Source organism: Epilithonimonas mollis (assembly GCF_900142325.1).
GTDB lineage: Bacteria > Bacteroidota > Bacteroidia > Flavobacteriales > Weeksellaceae > Epilithonimonas > Epilithonimonas mollis.
Map to the genome: position 1 here is coordinate 48240 of NZ_FRAM01000001.1, position 19598 is coordinate 67837.

The 19598-nt window shown below is 41.6% G+C and carries 19 protein-coding genes; 5 read left to right on the forward strand and 14 right to left on the reverse strand.

The window, feature by feature from the left end:
• Nucleotides 1–44: 44 nt before the first annotated feature.
• From purM to BUA97_RS00275, 10 genes are all read right to left on the reverse strand, one after another.
• Nucleotides 45–1034, reverse strand: coding sequence for a phosphoribosylformylglycinamidine cyclo-ligase (gene purM / locus BUA97_RS00230; protein ID WP_072995661.1), 990 nt, complete (start codon nt 1032–1034; stop codon nt 45–47).
• 283 nt (nt 1035–1317) lie between these two features.
• Nucleotides 1318–1854 carry an NADPH-dependent FMN reductase gene (locus BUA97_RS00235; protein ID WP_072995663.1) on the reverse strand — a complete coding sequence of 179 codons (537 nt, stop codon included), beginning with the start codon at nt 1852–1854 and terminating at the stop codon, nt 1318–1320.
• 65 nt (nt 1855–1919) lie between these two features.
• Nucleotides 1920–3164: a M20 family metallo-hydrolase gene (locus BUA97_RS00240; RefSeq protein ID WP_072995666.1), complete on the reverse strand. Its 1245-nt coding sequence runs from the start codon at nt 3162–3164 to the stop codon at nt 1920–1922.
• 250 nt (nt 3165–3414) lie between these two features.
• Nucleotides 3415–4683 (reverse strand): NAD-dependent dihydropyrimidine dehydrogenase subunit PreA, encoded by a 1269-nt coding sequence (preA, locus tag BUA97_RS00245; RefSeq protein WP_072995669.1) that lies wholly within the window; start codon nt 4681–4683, stop codon nt 3415–3417.
• Between the two features lie 68 nt (nt 4684–4751).
• On the reverse strand, nt 4752–6089 hold the full coding sequence (locus BUA97_RS00250) for an NAD(P)-dependent oxidoreductase (RefSeq protein ID WP_072995671.1): 1338 nt from the start codon (nt 6087–6089) through the stop codon (nt 4752–4754).
• 161 nt (nt 6090–6250) lie between these two features.
• Nucleotides 6251–7117: a nitrilase-related carbon-nitrogen hydrolase gene (locus tag BUA97_RS00255; protein ID WP_175546158.1), complete on the reverse strand. Its 867-nt coding sequence runs from the start codon at nt 7115–7117 to the stop codon at nt 6251–6253.
• Between the two features lie 26 nt (nt 7118–7143).
• Complete coding sequence (gene hydA / locus BUA97_RS00260; RefSeq protein ID WP_072995675.1) at nt 7144–8526, reverse strand: dihydropyrimidinase; 1383 nt, start codon at nt 8524–8526, stop codon at nt 7144–7146.
• Between the two features lie 48 nt (nt 8527–8574).
• Complete coding sequence (locus BUA97_RS00265) at nt 8575–10026, reverse strand: NCS1 family nucleobase:cation symporter-1 (protein ID WP_072995677.1); 1452 nt, start codon at nt 10024–10026, stop codon at nt 8575–8577.
• 17 nt (nt 10027–10043) lie between these two features.
• Nucleotides 10044–11393 carry an aminotransferase class III-fold pyridoxal phosphate-dependent enzyme gene (locus tag BUA97_RS00270; protein WP_072995679.1) on the reverse strand — a complete coding sequence of 450 codons (1350 nt, stop codon included), beginning with the start codon at nt 11391–11393 and terminating at the stop codon, nt 10044–10046.
• Nucleotides 11394–11418: 25 nt separating this feature from the next.
• Nucleotides 11419–12882 carry a CoA-acylating methylmalonate-semialdehyde dehydrogenase gene (locus BUA97_RS00275; RefSeq protein ID WP_072995681.1) on the reverse strand — a complete coding sequence of 488 codons (1464 nt, stop codon included), beginning with the start codon at nt 12880–12882 and terminating at the stop codon, nt 11419–11421.
• 120 nt (nt 12883–13002) lie between these two features.
• Here BUA97_RS00275 and BUA97_RS00280 point away from each other — a divergent pair, with 120 nt between their 5' ends.
• Complete coding sequence (locus tag BUA97_RS00280) at nt 13003–13488, forward strand: Lrp/AsnC family transcriptional regulator (RefSeq protein ID WP_221405642.1); 486 nt, start codon at nt 13003–13005, stop codon at nt 13486–13488.
• Between the two features lie 86 nt (nt 13489–13574).
• On the opposite strand, the gene BUA97_RS00285 is transcribed toward BUA97_RS00280, so the two are convergent.
• Nucleotides 13575–14207: a DUF4142 domain-containing protein gene (locus tag BUA97_RS00285; protein WP_072995685.1), complete on the reverse strand. Its 633-nt coding sequence runs from the start codon at nt 14205–14207 to the stop codon at nt 13575–13577.
• A 239-nt stretch (nt 14208–14446) separates the two neighbouring features.
• Here BUA97_RS00285 and BUA97_RS00290 point away from each other — a divergent pair, with 239 nt between their 5' ends.
• Nucleotides 14447–14815, forward strand: coding sequence for a hypothetical protein (locus BUA97_RS00290; protein ID WP_072995687.1), 369 nt, complete (start codon nt 14447–14449; stop codon nt 14813–14815).
• 132 nt (nt 14816–14947) lie between these two features.
• Here BUA97_RS00290 and BUA97_RS00295 read toward each other — a convergent pair whose 3' ends face one another.
• Nucleotides 14948–15496 (reverse strand): type 1 glutamine amidotransferase domain-containing protein, encoded by a 549-nt coding sequence (locus BUA97_RS00295; RefSeq protein WP_072995689.1) that lies wholly within the window; start codon nt 15494–15496, stop codon nt 14948–14950.
• 195 nt (nt 15497–15691) lie between these two features.
• Between BUA97_RS00295 and BUA97_RS00300 the strand changes: the two genes are divergently transcribed.
• From BUA97_RS00300 to BUA97_RS00315, 3 genes are all read left to right on the forward strand, one after another.
• A complete protein-coding gene (locus BUA97_RS00300) occupies nt 15692–16045 on the forward strand; it encodes a hypothetical protein (RefSeq protein ID WP_072995691.1) in 354 nt (117 codons plus the stop codon).
• A 403-nt stretch (nt 16046–16448) separates the two neighbouring features.
• Nucleotides 16449–16748, forward strand: coding sequence for a hypothetical protein (locus BUA97_RS00305; protein ID WP_072995693.1), 300 nt, complete (start codon nt 16449–16451; stop codon nt 16746–16748).
• A gap of 364 nt (nt 16749–17112) precedes the next feature.
• Entirely contained in the window at nt 17113–17757 is a 645-nt protein-coding gene (locus BUA97_RS00315; RefSeq protein ID WP_072995697.1) for a DUF6266 family protein, read from the forward strand.
• A 182-nt stretch (nt 17758–17939) separates the two neighbouring features.
• On the opposite strand, the gene BUA97_RS00320 is transcribed toward BUA97_RS00315, so the two are convergent.
• Nucleotides 17940–18659, reverse strand: a complete 720-nt coding sequence (locus tag BUA97_RS00320) for an AbiV family abortive infection protein (RefSeq protein WP_072995699.1) — start codon at nt 18657–18659, stop codon at nt 17940–17942.
• A gap of 180 nt (nt 18660–18839) precedes the next feature.
• On the reverse strand, nt 18840–19589 hold the full coding sequence (locus BUA97_RS00325; protein WP_072995701.1) for a LytR/AlgR family response regulator transcription factor: 750 nt from the start codon (nt 19587–19589) through the stop codon (nt 18840–18842).
• Between the last annotated feature and the right edge of the window lie 9 nt (nt 19590–19598).

Sequence of the window (19598 nt, forward strand, 5' to 3'; positions counted from 1 at the left end):
AAAGTACGAGTATGTCAAATACTTTTACATTTACGATAGACATTTTACGATAAACTAATTTTTTCGTCTCCTTCTGTGATTTCTCCGATTTCATAAGCATCTTCCAATAAATCAAGGATTTTCTCAACGTGATTGTCATCGGTTACCAAAACCATCCCAACGCCCATATTGAATGTGCCGAACATCTCTTCCCTTGCGATATTTCCACGTTTTTCCAACTCCAGCATCACGGACGGAATTTTGATTTTCGACGCATCGATGCTGGCGCACAATCCATTTGGAATAATTCTCGGAATATTCTCATACAATCCGCCTCCTGTGATATGAGCAATCCCACAAACCGGAACCTCTTCCAAGACTTTATGAATGTCCCTATAATATAACCTTGTAGGAACCAGAAGTGTCTCATATAAAGGCTTTCCTTCAAATTCTTCTTCGAAATCCGGAAAAATCTTTCTTACCAAAGAAAAACCGTTGGAATGAAATCCGGAACTAGGAATCACAATAATTCTGTTTCCTTTGTTGATTTTTGAACCATCGATGATTTGATCTTTTTCAACGATTCCTACGCAAAAACCTGCGACATCGTAATCACCAGGCTTATACATTCCCGGCATTTCGGCAGTTTCACCACCAATTAAAGCGCAATTGTTGTCTTTACAAGCTTTTACCATCCCAAGAACAATTTCTGCAGCAATTTCAGAATCGAGCTTTCCGCAGGCCAGGTAATCCAGGAAAAACAATGGTTTGGCACCGTGACAAAGGATATCATTGGCACACATTGCAAAACAATCTACACCGATAGAATCATATTGTTTGGTATCAAGAGCGATTTTCAGCTTGGTTCCGACGCCATCGGTTCCGGAAACCAAAACAGGATTTTTGTAACCAGCAATCTCGTAGAATGCACCGAAACTTCCGAGATTATTCAGGACGTTTTTATTGTGTGTCCCGGCAACGGCAGTTTTGATTTTATCTACAGTTTTGTAGCCTTCTTCTTTATCAACGCCGGCAGATTTATAGGTATTGCTCATTTTTCACTTTCAGATTTCTATTCTTTCGATTCCTTCAGGCTTTTGAAAACCTGAAAGAATCTTGGAATTCATTAGATTTATTTCAAACTTACTTTTCAATTTTGCTAAATAAAAAAGCCGACAATCTTGGAGATTGTCGGCTGTATTTTAGTTCACAAGTTCGGAGGTGTATGTATAATCCTTTTTGCAAGAATTAGAATACTGCTTGAAATGAACTTGTAAGATTTTCATTTTCTTTCTTTGATGACAAAGTTACGTAATCTTAGCATAATATTCCAAAATGTTATGCGAAAAAGTTTTTAACAGCTGTCAATTTCTCCTGAAACTCAGCATTCTTTTCTTCATCAATGATGCCTTTCTCGGTATCAAAAGTCTCTTTGTATTTTGGCAACACAAAACTTTGCAATACAGTTGCGCCACTTGACTTAGCTCTCGCCTCGAAAGCAGCAACCACATGTTTTCCACCACCAGGACCAGTTGCTGTAGCTAAAGCGAACACCGGTTTTTCGCCAAAATGTTTTCTGTCTTTTATTCTCGAGACCCAATCGAACACATTTTTGAAAGCTGTGGTATAAGTACTATTATGTTCTGCAAAAGAAATAATCAACAAATCAGCTGCGTCGATTTTCTCTGCAAATCTCAACGCTAAAGCCGGAATGCCATCGTGTTTTTCTCTGTCTACACTGAAGATAGGCATTTCGTAATCATTCAGATCAAGGACTTCTAATTCTGCTCCAGTAAATTGTTTTGCAGTATATTCTGCGAATATTTTGTTGATGGATTCTCTGGAGTTACTTGCTCCAAATGCTAGTATTTTCATTTTAGTTTAAATTTTAAAGCACCAAATTTAGAAACTTTAAAATTGAAATGAATTGATGTAGGATATTAATTTTTTATTTTAAATATATCCAAAATGCTTCCATATAAAACCTCGGCTCCTATTGCCAGATCTTCCGCAGAAGAATATTCCAGTGGATTGTGGCTGATTCCGTCTTTGCAGCGGACGAAAATCATTCCGTAGTCACAGGCGTAAGAAATAGCCATAGCGTCGTGGAAAGGACCACTCATCAGTTCCGGTGTATTTTCTAGACCTATTTTTTCACAATTATTCCGGATGATATCTTTGATCCAGTCTGCACAATACCGCGGTTCCGATTTCCAGTCTTCTGAAATTTCATAAGACAAACCGTGTTTTTTGGAAATTTCATCGATTTTATCCAATAATTGTTTTTCGTAGCGGTTTCTTCTTTCCAGATCGATGTCACGCAAATCCAGTGTAAATTCTACTTCTTCGGGAATTATATTTCTGGAAGCAGGAAAAACTTTGATGGTTCCGCAAGTTCCAACAGTTGGATTTCCCGGAACCTGATTGGCAATTTCGTTTAGTGCAATGATAATTTCTGAAGCACCTACCAAAGCATCTTTTCGCATCGGCATCGGAACAGAACCGGCGTGTCCGGCCATTCCTTTCAGCTTAACAGTCAGCCATATTGGGCCGGAAATTCCGGAAACAACAGCAATTGATTTTTCCTGAATATCCAAAACTGGTCCTTGCTCAATGTGAAGTTCAAGATAGCAATAGATACTTCCCTTTTTATATCGTGATTCTTTAAATTTTGCAATATCACAACCAAAATCTTTAAGAGCCTGTTCTCTTGTGATTCCGTTGGCGTCCGCTCTCTGCAATTCGCCTTCCTCCAGCCTTCCTAGAATTCCCCTTGAACCAAATAAACCCTTGTTAAAACGCCAACCTTCTTCATCAGCAAATGAAATGATTTCTAAAGTTCTCTCTGGCTTCAATCCTTTTTCGTGTATCGTCATTGCACATTCAATTGCACAAAGAACACCAGCAACGCCGTCGAATCTTCCGCCATAAGGTTGAGAATCCAGATGTGAACCAACCATCAGAACTGGCAAATCGGGATTAGTTCCTTCTAACCTTCCGATAAGATTCCCGAAATTGTCAATTCTTGTTGTCATTCCGGCTTGTTTCATCCACGATGAAGCGAGTTCAAATGCTTTTTTTTCGTCAGGAGAATGCGCAGGTCTGTTGGTTCCTGTTTCACCGATTTTCCCAATTTTTGACATTTCGGTGAAGAAATTTTCGAGGCGTGAAGCGTTGATGTTCATTGGTTTTTAAAAAAAATATGAGGTTGAAGCTATATGTTTTATTGTTCGTAAATCCTTTCGGTTTACAATTCGGAAAGGTTTGTAATTTTAAAATGATTGACAAATGGTCTATTGCTGTCAAAACTGCGCCCCGACCTGAGTGGAGCTCTTTTTGTCATTGCGTTTGCTGTAAAGTTCTACTGATTACTTCGCTCCATACGCAATGACAAAAAAGCGGGAACGGAGGGCGGATAAAGGCGCCCAAATAATCTTAATGATCATTCAGCGGCAAACCCTTTTCCTGGAACTGAATCCAATTGAGATAATCCGGCGCTACTCTTTTTTCTTCCATTGTGATACAATTATCAACGGGACAAACCAGCTTACAAAGGTTACAGCCGACACATTCCGGTTCGTTGATGGTGTAAGTATTGTAAGGCATTCCGTCGCCTTTGAAAATAGCCTGATGCGATGTGTCTTCGCAGGCAATGTGGCATAATCCGCAATGGATGCATTTGTCCTGATTGATATTGGCAACGATATGGAAATTGAGGTCGAGCTTTTCCCATTCAGTCATCGTAGGAACTGATTTGCCTACGAAATCTGTGATTTTTTCAAAACCTTTTTCGTCCATCCAGTTGTTGAGACCTTCGCATAAATCTTCCACAATTCTGAATCCATATTTCATCGCAGCCGTACAAACCTGAACGGAAGTGGAACCCAACAACATAAACTCCACCGCATCCTGCCAAGTTGAAACGCCTCCAATCCCGGAAATGGGAACCTGGGAAGTGACAGGGTCTTTGGAAATGGTTGTCAGCATTTTAAGTGCAATTGGCTTAACAGCCGGTCCGCAATAGCCTCCAAAAACGGATTGCCCGCCAACATTCGGATTCGGAACCAATGTATCCAGATCGATTCCTGTAACAGACTGAATGGTATTGATTAGAGATAATGCGTTGGTTCCTGCGTTCACAGCAGCTCTTGCTGTCGGAACTACGGAATGAACATTAGGCGTCAGTTTTGTGATGACAGGCAATGTGGCGACTTCCATCACCCATTCTACAATCATTCCCGCAATTTCCGGGTCTTGCCCGACAGCTGCACCCATTCCGCGCTCTGTCATCCCGTGCGGGCAACCAAAATTGAGCTCGAAGCCGTGAGCGCCAGTTTGCTCACAACGTTTTACCATTTCGTGCCATGCTTCTCTTGTGTTATCTGCCATTAGCGAAATAATCATCGCTCTGTCCGGAAATTCCCTTACCACTTCTTCGATTTCCCGAAGGTTGATATCCAAAGGTCGGTCGGAAATCAATTCTATATTATTGAAACCTGCAACACGCTGTCCATTGAAATTGATTGCGGAATAACGGGAAGAAACATTTTTCACCTGGGAACCTAATGTTTTCCAGACAACGCCACCCCATCCCGCTTCGAAGGCGCGCATTACATTTATTTTTTTATCTGTAGGCGGTGCTGAAGCCAGCCAAAAAGGATTCGGGGATTTTATACCTAAAAAGTCACAAGATATATCTGCCATAATTTTGATTTAAAGTTTGAGATAGACACTTCGACAAGCTCAGTGTGACAATGTTTTTTTTGATTTTGTTAATTCAATATATATTCTAAGATTGAACGAGCCGCCAATTTTCCGTCCTGAGCAGCATTCACCACTTCTTTTCCGCCATTGATGCAGTCGCCGCCCGCAAAAACACCTTTCCAGTTGGTTTCATAAGCGGAATTAACGGAAACTTTGCCATAAGAATTCTGTAATTCGTAATTGGAAATTAGCCCTTCGAATGGCGTTTGCCCGGCTGCTTTAATAATCATATCGCATTCGATCTCAAAGGTTTCTCCGGTTTCCACAGGACTTCTTCTTCCAGATGCATCTGCATCGCCCAATTTCATCCTACTGCAAACCAATGTCTTTACATTTCCATTCTCAGCATAAACTTCTTTTGGTGCTGCAAGATATTCCATATTACAACCGTCCAGTTTGGCAATATCCAATTCTACGTCGGTGCAAGGTTTTTCGTTTTCCGTTCTTCTGTAAACAATCGTCACATCCTTTGCGCCCAATCTTTTTGCCTGGGTTGCAGCATCTATTGCTGTCATTCCCAAACCTATTACCACCACTTTATCACCAACAGGAACAGATGAAAAATCATTGGTTCTGAGATTATAGATGTAAGAAATTGCGTCTTCGACACCTTGAGAATCTTCCCCAGAAATATCGAGTCTTCTCGCAATTCCGACACCGATTCCAAGGAAAACAGCATCAAAATTATCCTGCAAATCTTTCAGGTGAACATCTTTTCCAAGTTCCTGGTTATATCTGATATCAATTCCGCCAATGGATGTGATATATTTCACTTCGTCTTCGCAGAATTCCGGAGTGACTTTATAAGCCGCAATCCCGTATGTCATCAGTCCGCCACCTTTGGATTCCTTTTCGAAAATCGTTACGTCTACACCTTCTTTTGCCAAATAGAAAGCACACGCCAATCCGGCAGGACCAGCGCCAACCACCGCCACTTTTTTTCCAAGAGATGGCTTCCTCTCGAACAATTGCCAGTTGTTATACATGGCTTTTTCTGTGGAATATCTTTGCAAACGTGCTATCTGAATTGGTTCTTCGTGCAACAGATTATAAACACAGGAACCTTCGCACAACTTTTCGACCGGGCAAACTTTGGAACAGCTTGCGCCCATAATATTATCCGTAAAAATGGTGCGAGCCGAGCCTTTCACGTTGTCTGTCGCAATTTGTTTGATAAATTTCGGAATGTTGATATGTGTTGGACACATTTTGATACAAGGTGCGTCATAGCACATTATACAGCGGTTGGCTTCTATTATAGCGCCTTCCCGATTCTCAAAAGGTGGATGAATGTCTGCGAAATTTTGCTGATATTGTTCTTCAGTTAAGCGTCTGTTTGCTATCATAATTTTCTTAGTTGTCAGTTGTTATTTAGTAAGTAACGTTTGATTAATTGTCAAACCATTATTATATCTTCAATCCGCAGCCCGGCTTGAACGGAGCTCTTTTTCTTTTTACAGAAAAGAAAAAAGCGGGAGTGGAAGACGGATATAGCTGCCATAAAAATTTATAATTGAGTTAAGTCATCGTAAGTTTCCGGTCGTCTGTCGCGGTAAAACTGCCATTTGGAGCGAACCTGATCTATCAGATCCAGATCAAATTCGGCAATGAGAAGCTCATCACGATCTTCCGAAGCCATCGCGAAGATCTCACCCAAAGGATTGACGAAATAAGAAGTTCCGTAGAATTTGCCGAGATTCCAGGGTTTTTCTGTTCCAACACGATTGATGCAGCCCATAAAATAGCCATTCGCTACAGCATGAGCTGGCTGTTCCAGCTTCCAAAGGTATTGCGACTGTCCGACTGTTGTTGCGGAAGGATTGTAAACGATCTCTGCTCCATTGATTCCCAACGCTCTTGCACCTTCCGGAAAATGTCTGTCGTAGCAGATGTAAACCCCGACTTTTGCGTACCTGGTATGGAAAACAGGATAGCCCATATTTCCGGGTTTGAAGAAGTATTTTTCCCAGAATCCACCCGTTTGCGGAATGTGGTTTTTACGGTATTTTCCTAGATATTGTCCGTCTGCATCTATCACGGCGGCTGTATTATAAAGAATTCCGGCACCGTCTTTTTCGTAAATAGGAACGATAATCACCATTTGGTATTTTTTAGCATATTCTGCCATCAGATCTGTCGTAGGACCCGGAACGGTTTCTGCCGACTCATACCATTTGGAGTCCTGACCCGGACAGAAATATGGTGTATTAAAAATCTCCTGAAAGCATAAAATCTGAACGCCTTTTTGACCAGCTTCATCAATATAAGGCAGATGTTTTTCCAGCATCGCCTGTTTTATTTCGTCAATCGTTCCTTCGCCTTCTGTTTTGGCGAGAGACATTTGGATTAATCCTGATTTTATGATTCGAGACATAGCTTTTAGTTATGAGTTATTAGTTATTAAATTTTATCAGAGACTTTATTCCGTTTGATAAATTGACCATAGCCTTTTTCTACAAGACATTCATTATTACTGATAGCAACTTTTCCTCTTAACAAAACGGTTTTGACTTTTCCGGTGACTTCCCAGCCTTCGTAACCGCTGTAATCCACATTCATATGATGGGTTTTTGCTGAAAGCGTATGTTTTTCATTGGGATCGAAAATCACCAAATCGGCATCCGAACCGATACAAATAGTTCCTTTTTTAGGGTACATTCCGAAAATCTTGGCTGGATTTGTACAGGCCACTTCTACGAATTTGCTTAGTGTAATTCTGCCTTTATGAACTCCTTCGGAATATAAAAGTTCCATTCGGTTTTCCACAGCCGGATGTCCGTTCGGAATTTTTGAGAAATCGTCAATACCCATTAATTTCTGTTCCCAGAAAAACGGACAATGGTCTGTTGCAACCACATTGACCAATCCCTGATTGATTCCCGCCCAAAGCGTTTCCTGATCCTTTTTCTCTCTCAACGGTGGCGACATTACCCATTTTGCACCCTCAAAATCCTGCTCATATAAACTCGCATCAAGAATTAAATACTGAATACAGGTTTCCACGAAAACGTGCTGATTCCTTCTGGTTGCGTTTCGCACCGCATTCAGAGCGCCTTCGCAAGTAAGATGCACAATATAGCCGGGACAGCCTGTAAAATTGGTCATATCAACAAAACGCTCGCTGGCTTCTGCTTCCGTCACTTCCGGCTGAGACAGATAGTGATAAATCGGAGCACGATTGCCTTCATTTCGATTTTTCTGAACCAGATAATCAATCATATCGCCGTTGGTTGCGTGAACGTTGATAAGTCCGCCGTGTTGTTTCACTTCCTCCATCAAGCCGACCATCTGACGGTCATCCACCATCAATGCACCTTTATAAGCCATAAAGGTTTTGAAAGACGTAATGCCTTCCTCTTCTATCATCTCCCGGATTTCTGGCTTGGTATTATCATTATAATCCGTCACAGCCATATGGAAACTATAATCGCCGACTGCATTTCCCTCGCTTCTTCCCTTCCATTCTTCCAAAGCCGAACGAAGAGACTTCCCTTGAGTCTGAAGAATAAAGTCAATAACCATTGTTGTTCCGCCAAATAATGCAGCCCGTGTTCCTGTTTCGTAAGAATCACTGGAAAAAGTTCCCATAAACGGCATATCCAGATGAACGTGAGGATCTATTCCACCGGGAAAAATCAATTTACCGGAAGCATCAATCACTTCATCCGCTTCATATTTCAGATTCTTCCCGATGGCTGAAATCGTTTCATTTTCGATGAAGATATCTCCGATGAAATTCTCTGAAGCAGTAACAATATTACCGTTTTTAATTAAAATGCTCATATATCTTATAAATGATGAATGATAGTTGATAAATGATGATTAAAAGTTTTATTTTTTATTTTTCATCAATAGAAAATAAATTAATCCACTGATAAAGAATCCGACAAACCATCCGTAATGATAAAGATTGGTCAGCCACTCAGGAACTGAATCTGCCGGGATAACTTTTATGGTTACCAGAAAGCCCGGAATGTTAGGTATAACCCCGAATATCAAAGCCATAACAGCTTTGGAATTAAAACCGTTTTTGTAAGAATAGGTTTTTCCTTCCTGATATAATTCTTCCAAAATCAGCTGTTGTTTTCTCACAAAAAAGTAATCAGAAATCATAATGCCTCCAATTGGACCAAGCAAGCTGGAATAGCCTACCAGCCAAGTGAAAATATAGCCTGAAGGATCTGCAATGAGTTTCCAGGGACAGATTAAAACTCCTATAATCCCTGTAATGTAACCACCTGTTCTGAAGCTGATTTTTGATGGACTGAGATTAGCAAAATCATTAGCCGGACTTACGATATTCGCTGCAATATTAGTTGCGAGCGTTGAAATTGCAATAGCGATCATTGCCAACGTCACCAGAATTTTGTTCTCAAACTTTCCTGCCAGGATCACAGGATCCCAAATCGTTGTTCCATAGATGATGGTTGTTGCAGATGTAACCACGACGCCAATGAAAGAAAAGACTGCCATTGAAGGTGGTAAACCAATCATTTGTCCATTGATCTGAGCTTTTTGAGAAGTCGCATATCTTGTAAAATCAGGAATATTTAATGATAAAGTTGCCCAGAATCCTACCATTCCTGTCAGAGCCGGAAAGAAAAACTTCCAGAATTCTGAAGGCGATTGGAATTTCGAAGGCTGATTGAGGATCTCACCCAGACCATCTGTAGAATAAATTGCCCAAAATAACAGCGCAAAAGCCGCAGCCGGAAGAAATACCGCTTTAAAAACTAACAATTTACGAATACTATCCACCCCGAAATAAACTACAATCATATTGACTATCAGGAACATTAGAAAGCAAATCATCTCCAGTACCGGAGGAAAAAATCCGGTAATCATTGGCTCAGAAAGTGACGGAATCCAAACCCTCAAGATTTGATAAAGCGAAACACCGCCAATCCAAGTCTGAATTCCAAACCAGCCACAGGCTACAATCGCTCTCAATAATGCCGGAATATTAGCACCCGTCGTTCCAAAACTTGCTCTTGCAAAAACCGGAAACGGAATCCCGTATTTTGTTCCGGCGTGACCGTTGAGGATCATCGGAATCAGAACAATAAGATTGCCCAAAAATATGGTCAGTACAGATTGCCACCAGTTCATTCCGCCTTCTATAAGGGAACTTGCCAACATATAAGTTGGGATACACATAGACATACTGATCCATAACGAAGCATAGTTCCAGGTTCCCCAGGTTCTTTTGTTTGGAGAAACCGGCGCCAAATCTTCATTATAAAGTTCCGGGTCAAAAACAGGATTCTGATTAATATCTGACATTATTCAATTTTGAATTACTAGTAAGTCGCTTCGTCAGCAATTTTGAGTGCTTCCGATATGATTGCCAAACCCTCTTCCATCTCTTCTTTTGTAATGATCAATGGTGGTGCGATGAAAATGTATCCCCATCTTACGAAAGTGTACATTCCAAGCCCTTTGATTTTAGCTGCTACTTTATTCATCACCTCCATTTGGTCTGGTTTTGCATTGAAGGGTGCCATTGGTTCTTTGGTTTCCCTATTTTTCACCAATTCCAGGCAACCAAGCAATCCTGTATTTCGGAAATCACCGATTGAAGGATGAATTTTCTTCATATCCTCAATTCGAGACTCTAGGTATTTCCCCATTTCAGCAGCTCTTTCTATAAGGTTATCTTCTTCATAGATTCTGATGACCTCCATTGCAGCAGCACAGGAAACTGCGTGTGCAGAATACGTCAAACCTAAGGGCAAAACATTATCATCGTATTTGGAAGCAATCTTTTCCGAAATCATCACACATCCCAAAGGCAAATAGCCACAAGTAAGACCTTTAGCCATTACAATCATATCAGGGATAATATCATGATTCTGGAAACCGAACCATTTCCCGGTTCTCCCAAAGCCAGACATCACTTCATCCATTATTAACAAAATCCCGTGTTTGTTGCAGATTTCTCTTACTTTTTTAAGATAGCCATTTGGGTATTGCAGGCAGCCGGAAGTTCCGGATTCGCCTTCGAGAAGAATAGCTGCAATGGTATTTGGTCCTTCATATTCGATTTGTCTTTCCAGAGAAGCAACCGAATCTTTCAGAAGATTTTCTTCGCCGTATTCATAACGATAGGCATTAGGTAAATCGAAATGAACAAAATTAGGTGCCTGCTGAGCATCTACAGGAATTTTCCTTGGATCGCCACCTGCGGAAATAGCACCAATGGTAGCACCGTGATATGACTGATATCTTGTGAAAATCTTGTGCCTGCCGGTATAAAGCCTTGCTAATTTAATCGCATTTTCATTGGAAGTTGCACCACAAACAGTGAAAAAAGCACGGTTAAGATCGCCCGGACAGATCTCTGCCAGTTTTTTTCCTAAATCTCCACGGACTTTGGAAACACAGCTTGGTGAAATAAACGCCACTTCCTGCATTTGTTTTACGACTGCTGCCGTTACTCTCTGATCACCATATCCAATATTGGAATTCATCAATCCCGATGAAAAATCAATGATTTTCTGACCGCTGTAATCATACAGATAAACACCTTCCGCCCTTTCAATCGCAAACGGATCAATACCTTTCTGTTTGGACCAGGACATTATGGTGTAATCTAGTGCATTATCTATAACTTCCTGTCTGTTGATTTTATGTTTTAATGTATCTGACATTTTTAATTTGAAATTTGAAATTATATTAACTCATCCAGTTGATGCCAGCTTCAGGATTCCATTTGGTAGTCATTTTTTTCAGCTTGGTCCAGAACTCGATGGAACTTTTACCTGTTATATCACCCACTCCGAATCTCGACTCATTCCAACCTCCAAAAGAGAATGGCTCTCTTGGAACCGGAACACCAATGTTTACCCCGATCATCCCAGCCGAAGCATTTTCCATCACATATCTGGCAAGTCCTCCGCTTTGTGTGAAAACAGAAGCTGCGTTACCGTAAGGATTGGCATTTTCTATTTTCATAGCCTCTTCCAGGCTTCTGCTTCTGATGATGGAAATAACAGGCCCGAAGATTTCTTCTCTGGCAACAGACATTTCGGGTGTTACAAAGTCAATAATAGTCGGGCCTACATAGTAGCCGTTTTCCTTTCCTTCGACCTGGTAATTTCTTCCATCTAAAAGTATTTTTGCCCCATCTTTCTCGGCCTGGGTTATGTAGCCTTCGATTCTTTCTTTTGCTGCTTTAGAAATCACGGAACCCAGGTTTTTGCCGGGAACAACATTCCTGGCTTCCTGCACCATTTTCTCTATAATATGGTCTGTCTGCCCTACTGCGACCATTGCAGAAGCTGCCATACAACGCTGACCCGCACACCCCGACATCGATGCGGTTACGTTGGCGGCGGTCATTTCAGGATTAGCATCCGGCAGGACCAGCAGGTGGTTTTTTGCACCACCCAGTGCCAAACATCTTTTGAGATTGGAAGTTGCACGCTGATAGACAATCTTCGCCACTTTGGTAGAACCTACAAACGACACCGCTTCTATATCGGGATGATCGCAGATGGCTTCTACAATTTCCTTTTCACCGTGGACGATGTTCAGAACACCGTCTGGAAGACCTGCCTGCTTCAGAAGATCTGCAATTTTCAAGGCACTTAACGGTACCAGTTCCGAGGTCTTCAGTATCATTGTATTGCCTAATGCAATGGCATTCGGGATGGTCCAGTTGGGTACCATTGACGGAAAATTGAAAGGAACGATAGAGGCCACTACGCCCAGAGCCGAATGCTCTGTCCGGCATTCTACGCCTTTGCTGACCTCGAGGATTTCGCCCTGTGTAAGCTGCGGGAGCGACACCGCAAATTCGGTCAGTTCAATGCTTTTTTCTATCTCCGCTCTCGCTTCATCGAGAGTCTTTCCGTTCTCTTCCTGAATCAGTGCAGACAGCTCTGCCATATTCTGTTCCAGAAGAGTCTTGTATCTGAAAAATACCTGGACCCTATCCTTGATGGGCGTTTTGGACCATGTTTTAAAAGCTTCTTTTGCTGCCGAAACCGCTTTGTCCAGATCTTCCTTAGAAGAGACTGCGACCTCGGCAATCACTTCGCCTGTCAGCGGCGATTCCACTGGCATCCACCGATCGGTCATTGTTTCCACTAAGCGTCCATTGATGTAATTTTTAGCTTTTCCGTATTTATTTGACATTTTTATTATTGAATTTTTAATGATTTTAACAAAAGCTAATCTAAAAAACAATTCCCAATAATCTGCAATTTTTACAATAATTTATAATCATTCTAAAAAATTTGCAAAATTTTGATAGTTTTGTGTAAAATTTATTTTCAGATGGAAAACAAACTGGACGATATCGACTTTATGATCCTAAAAGAACTACAGAAAGACGGCCGCGCCTCCTTTACCGAAATCGCCGACAGGCTCAAAGTCTCTATCAGCAATGTCCGAAGCCGTGTTACAAAACTTATTGAAGACAAGACCATCCAGATAGTGGGGAGAATCAATCCGCAGAATGTGGGGTTTAATGCTTATGCCAATATTGCAGTATCCGTGCGCCCAGCCAAACTGATCCCCAATGTTATCGATACCCTTATGAAAATGCCTGAAGTCAGCTTTCTTGCCAATACAGCAGGGGAATTTGATATCGAGGTTGATATTATGAGCAAGAACAATGAACAGCTCCATCAGCTCGTGAACCAGAAAATCGCCAAGATAGAAGGTGTGTTCCAGACGAAGACCACGCTTTATATGAAGGTGCATAAATATGCGCAGCCTGACCTGGATCTGGTGAAATAAAAGATTATCATCAGGCTTTTTAAAGGGTATAACAAAAAAAATTGAGCAACAGGTGCTCAATTTTCAACTTAATTGTATGCCACGGATTACTTAACCGCCGCTTTTGTTTTTTCCGATTCCTTCAGGTGATGCTCCAATGTCGGAAGCGTTTCAGATGCAAATGATTTTAAAGAAACTTCTGTTCCTTTGGCAGCCTGCACTTTAAATCCGGATATGTCTTTTTTGTGGTCGGTTACCATAAGATCTGCATAGGCACGATCAAAGTCAGCCCCTTTCTTAGCCTTCAGTGCATCATATTTTTTCTGCTGATCAGCATCCATGGCTGCCGGTAAAGTGTAGCCTACTGCTGCCGCCCACTTTTTGAGTTCATCATTCGCTTTGCTGTGATCCTTTACCATCATAGCCCCCAGAGCTTTGACAGCGGTACTGTTTGCATTGGCAGCAGCCAAACCGCCCATCATCACCTCCATCATACCGCCTTTTGCCGCGGCATCTGCGAACTGCTTATCCTGCATGCTTAGATCTTTATCTGTTCTTCCCGCTTTTGCAGCAGCGGCCGAGTCTGCCGCAGGCATTCCGGCAGTATCATTCATTGTGGCTGAATCGTCCGGGACTGCCATGGTAGTGCTGTCCATGTCTGTGCTGAATGTTGTTTTTTCATTTTTGCTGCAGGCCATCAAAGCCGCAGCAGCCAAGAGGCTTAAAACTGAATTTTTCATAAGAGTAAGTATTTTGGTGTGTTGCCTACAGAGGTAACAATTTGTCTGCCAAATCATTAGGCCCTTCTGAAAGCCCCTGTACCAGCTAATCACCAACCCCTGATGCCATTCATATGATTTGCAATTAATATCACCTTTTCTTTCTTAAATCGCATTAGAAACGATTTATGGTCTTAAAATTGATATTGAATCTGAAATAACAATTACTATTTGATTCTAACTTAACACCCTTTCACACCATGATATTTGATAAGAACTTTTTGAAATCATCCGGCGAAGACGGCTTTTTTATCTTCCAGGAGGATCAAGGCAACAGCAGCTTCGTGAATCCTTATAATGACAATCCTTATATGATCAGCTCTCTGCAGAAGCTGAAGAACCGCATCAGCTGTAAGAAGAAACAATCTGTGATCGACTCGTGCCTGGATGATTACAAAGACCAGATCGTAGAGCACCCACAGATGAACCATGTTTTTGACAATGATTTGCAGCCTCAGCCCAACAGCTTTGCAGCTTATGCCAAATCCTCTTATCAAAAGGTCCTTAAAGATCTGGAGCATCTTCAGAACCTCATCGATCAACTTGGGGTTAACGAGGTGCGAATCTAAATGAGTTGTTGATGGCGGCAATTTTTATAAAGAAAGCTCGCTGATTCTGCAGATTTATTTTATCATCTATTACAAAAATAAGAGAGACCTGAGTGATTCCACTCAGGTCTCTTTCTGTTTGATCACTTGTATTTAAAGGGTCTGCTCCTGGTGCCTGCCCTCTCTGATCTCTTCTACCAATTTGGCATTAAAGGCAGGGAGATCTTCCGGTGTACGGCTGGTGACCAATCCGTGGTCCACTACCACCTCGCTGTCTTCCCAGTCGGCACCAGCATTTTTCAGGTCGATGCTGACAGACTGTACCGAAGTCATCTTCCTGCCCCTGACAGCACCGGCACTGATCAAAACCTGCGGGCCGTGGCAAATGGCTGCTACCGGCTTATGCTGCTCAAAAAATTCCTGTACCAATGCAATTGCTTTCTTATTGGTTCTGAGCTGATCCGGGTTGATGACACCGCCCGGAAGCACCAGGGCATCATAATCCGATGCCGACACCTCGTCCAGGGTTCTGTCCACATCATATTCCTTTCCCCAGTCCTTTCCAGCCCATGCCCTGATGGTTCCAGCTTCCGGGCTTACGATATGGGCGGTCCAGCCCTGCTGTTCCAAATGCTGTTTCGGCGAACTTAATTCACTTTCCTCGAATCCGTGGGTTGCCACTATGGCTACTTTCTTTGACATAATATTTATTTTTTTGGTGTTAATATGGCTGTTTAAAAGAAAATATAATGCCGAGAGCGGCCCGGAAGGTTTTAAAGTTTGTTAAAATAGCGGGATCAAGATCTTAACAGGTTATAAAACGGCGGTTGCAGGTTCTGGCAATGATCTTTAAATTTGAGGTGTTAAAACCAATTCAAATCAATCTAAACCCAGAGGATGACAGTACAGGACATTGCAGGACACTACAGCATAGAAGGCACCAACCAGGAAGCAGAAAGCAGCATTTACCACGGCATTCTCAGCCTGACCGCAGATGGCAACAACCGTGTCATCGCACGCTGGACCATGGGGGATCATGTCCAGCACGGTACCGGCTTTTATAAAGACCAGATCCTGGTGGTCAACTTCCGTTACCAAGGCGATGACATGAAAATCTATAAAGGCGTAGCAGTGTACCGGTGTCTTAATTCCAACACGCTGGACGGCTTCTGGTCTGAGAAGCACGGAAACCCGCTTTACCTCGGCAGTGAGCGCTGCGTCCGGATCCCGGCAGCCGGTCTTCTGCACTGATCCAGATCAGTAATACTTTAACCCAGCACCCATTAGCCACTGTTAATTAATAATACAGCAGTTACAATTCCTTCTCCGAATCATTGATTATATGCCTATTGAATACCTTCAATCGATGTTCCGGACAGTACGGGCAATGAGGATCATAAAAGGATACGGAACACATTGTTCTAAATGATACAATGCGATAAAAAGGAAGCCCATGCATTATCATTTTACTGTAAACCCGATGTTATTACCGGTGAATCTTATAACAGTAAAAGCAAAAAACTTTCAACTGCGTCTGACAGCCATCTGAGGCATCATTTCCGTTTATATTTTATGCAACAAATAATAAAAACAATTATTATTTTATCCTGATTGTATTTTTTTATTACATTTACCTCAACAAAAACATAATAGTATGAAAAATATATTTTCACTTTCAGAAGTGCAGATCAATGCGCTTAAACATGCCCTTCATCTCCTTAATCCTAATGCAGAACCTATTGAAATCAGAGATTACCTGGATCTGTTTATTCCCGATGAGGTGCTGCGGGCGCGCTTCGGATTCAGCCGAAAGAGCCTTTACAATTACCGCCAGGCCGGCTATCTCTCTTACATCGCTTTAGAAGGACGCTATCTTACCTTTATCCCTTACCTGGTTGCCGACCTGCTGGCCCTCAACCGGAAACATGTGATGAAAAAGCGTAAGAAGCGGTAAAAGATCATGCGAATATCGCATTGCGGATTACAAAAGACAGGCCCGGAGCCTGTCTTTTTTTTGTGGCCTGCCTCAAATATTTTAAATCCCAGACCTCCAACCAATGAGCGGCAGCCTGTCGATACGGATGTTTTTCAGCCAGTGGGCATGATTCCGGGTCATCTGCCGTATACAGGAACGATACGGGAACCATAGCCAAGGGATACAGAACGGATACAGGATGCATACAGCACTGATACACACCAGATACAGAACCGATACAGAAAATAAGGCCTTTGGGTAAAGTTGGGTAAAATTGGGTAAAGAAAAACGAGGCCATTCCTTTTTTATCCAACTTTACTTTCTAATCCTAAAAATAAATACCATGGGAAAAGTTACAGACTCCATCCTGGGCGGAACCACAGGCCGTACCGGCCGTGTTGTGATCGCCAATGTTTTCGGAACCGAAATATCCAGGATCCGACCAAAGAAAAATGACAAGCCAGCCACGCCGAAGCAGGCCCTTGTGAAAGAACGTATGAGACTTGCAGCACTGTTCATCTCAAGCTATAAGGCCTTTGCGAGCCAGTATTTCGGGGAGCGATCCGGACTCCGGTCCCGTTATAACCAGGCTATGACCAACATTATGAATGCGTACCATATTGACTTTACGACATTCAGTATTGACCGTGCCAATGAGGAAATCATTTTCTCCAAAGGTGACCTGCCGGAGGTGACACTCAGCAGTCTTATCTCCACCACTGCCTCTACCTTCACGGTAACGTGGGAAGATAACAGCGACGGCACTGATGCGCTGGCGACCGATGAGGTGTACATCCTCTATTGCGCAGAAGACGAGAACCGACCGAAACTGCTGCGGCATATTGCCACACGGACCGATGGTGCCACGACCGTCACCCTGCTCAATAAATATACGGGCAAGACCATACATGTCTGGCTTTGCCTGGTAAAGGCTGACGGGACGAAGGTGTCGATCTCTGATTATGCGGGGAATGTGGTGATCAGCTAGGAAGGCGGATCTGTGTATGGACTGCTGAAATGTTTAATTTTGAAACTGAGCGCGATGTCTGGTGATATTGCGCTTTTTTGTGCCACCCCGCCCTGCGGGCACCCCTCCGGAGGAGGGGAATGTTTTGTGCAGAACAGTCAAATAAAATGTGCTTTTGTGGAATAAATTATGAGTGAACCATTTTATTTAAAATAACCTTTTTTAAATAAATCCAATAGGACTATACCAGAATTAAACATGGTAAGAAGCATATCTTTTTCAAAACTATTTTTTATCAGTTTTTTATGATGATTAGCCTTTGGATTAAAACTCACGTTAATGATTCTGTAAATCCTAAAAATTTTTTCTACAGTTTCTAATGTCTCTATATATTTTTCTTCTGTAATGATTTCGGAAGACACCTGCAAATTTTTCCTGTAATCTGTATAAAGACCTTTGTTCTTATCATCATTAAAGTTTTCAAGAATCTCAGTCCTGTCCATGGAATTTATAAAAGGCTTTCCCGCTTCTTTAAAATCTAAAACGATATTCACAATTGCATTAATGTTTTCATCATCAGAAAACGACTTATTTGATTTTTCAATTTTTTCAAATTCAAGGAAACTATCTGCTAAACCATATATAGCTTCAATTAGCTTTGCTATATTATGTCTCATCTTATGATCGCTAAATATTTTTTTTGAGTCTTCAAGTTTATAGATATGAAAACCCTCACTGTGCAAGAAGATCATTAACGCTTTGACCGCTTCTTCCGAGCTTAGAATCAGTATCGAATTTGCGGTACTAAATGATTTATTTTGTGCCAGTAAATTGGCATCTTTCTTTTTTCTAAGTGCATCCTTATAAATAGCAGGATGTATTTTTTTTGACTTTTCCGAGTCTAAGTTTAGAAATTGACTCATAATAATTAAATTGTTGTTTTTTAAAATTTTCCTACTCTATTTGCTTTTCGGATATCGCATTTAAAATTCGTCGACATTAATTATCCATCAAACTCAAATCCAAAAATCAAAAAAAATACGCTTCCGAAAACAACATCGGAAGCGCAGGAACAACAGCTATTTTTTGAGTAATGAAAGCGGTCAGCTAAAGGCTTTTCTAACGCCCGGCTGATAATTTTCGGATACTTTTATGTAGTCGGATTTAGTTTTACCCTGACCGTCAAAAATGCTTACTTCTATCTTTTCAGTTTTGGGATGGTAACATTTGATATGTTTCCTGTTCACCCGAAAAGATTTATGAACCGTGATAAACTGAGATTTCAATAAGCCACTCTCTTCCATTCTGGTAAATGAAAAATCTACCAAACTGGCAGGCGCGGCGTTGATAAAATAGATTTTCTTGTTATTAGACTCGTTTTTGTTGGCACAGAGATAGACAATATCATCAATAAGAATTTTGTTCTTGTTTTTATTGAAATCCAAAGTCACATACTGCGGAGGCGAAAAGAAACTGACTTCCTGCAAAAAGCGTTTAAAACTTTTGACAAAATGCTCCTCACGGAAAGGTTTGGTAATATGATCCACACAGATTTCTTCATCTCGTTTCAGGTTTTCAATATCTTTTACATATTCTTTTGTATTAACACTGGCAAAAAACACAGGGATTTTCACTTCCTGAGCCACTTCCATTCCGGTCATGCTGTCATGTCCGAGATCAAGGTCTGCCACCAATATATCTGCATTAATGTTGGGAAGCTTTTGGAAAAAATGCTCAGAATCTCTGCTTTTCAGCACGATTTGTACATTCGGGATTTGACTTAGATAAGCTTCTAACTTATCCAGTTGCTTTTGGTTGTCTTCAAGGATGGCGATGCGGAAGGTGTGGGGCATGATGAGCAA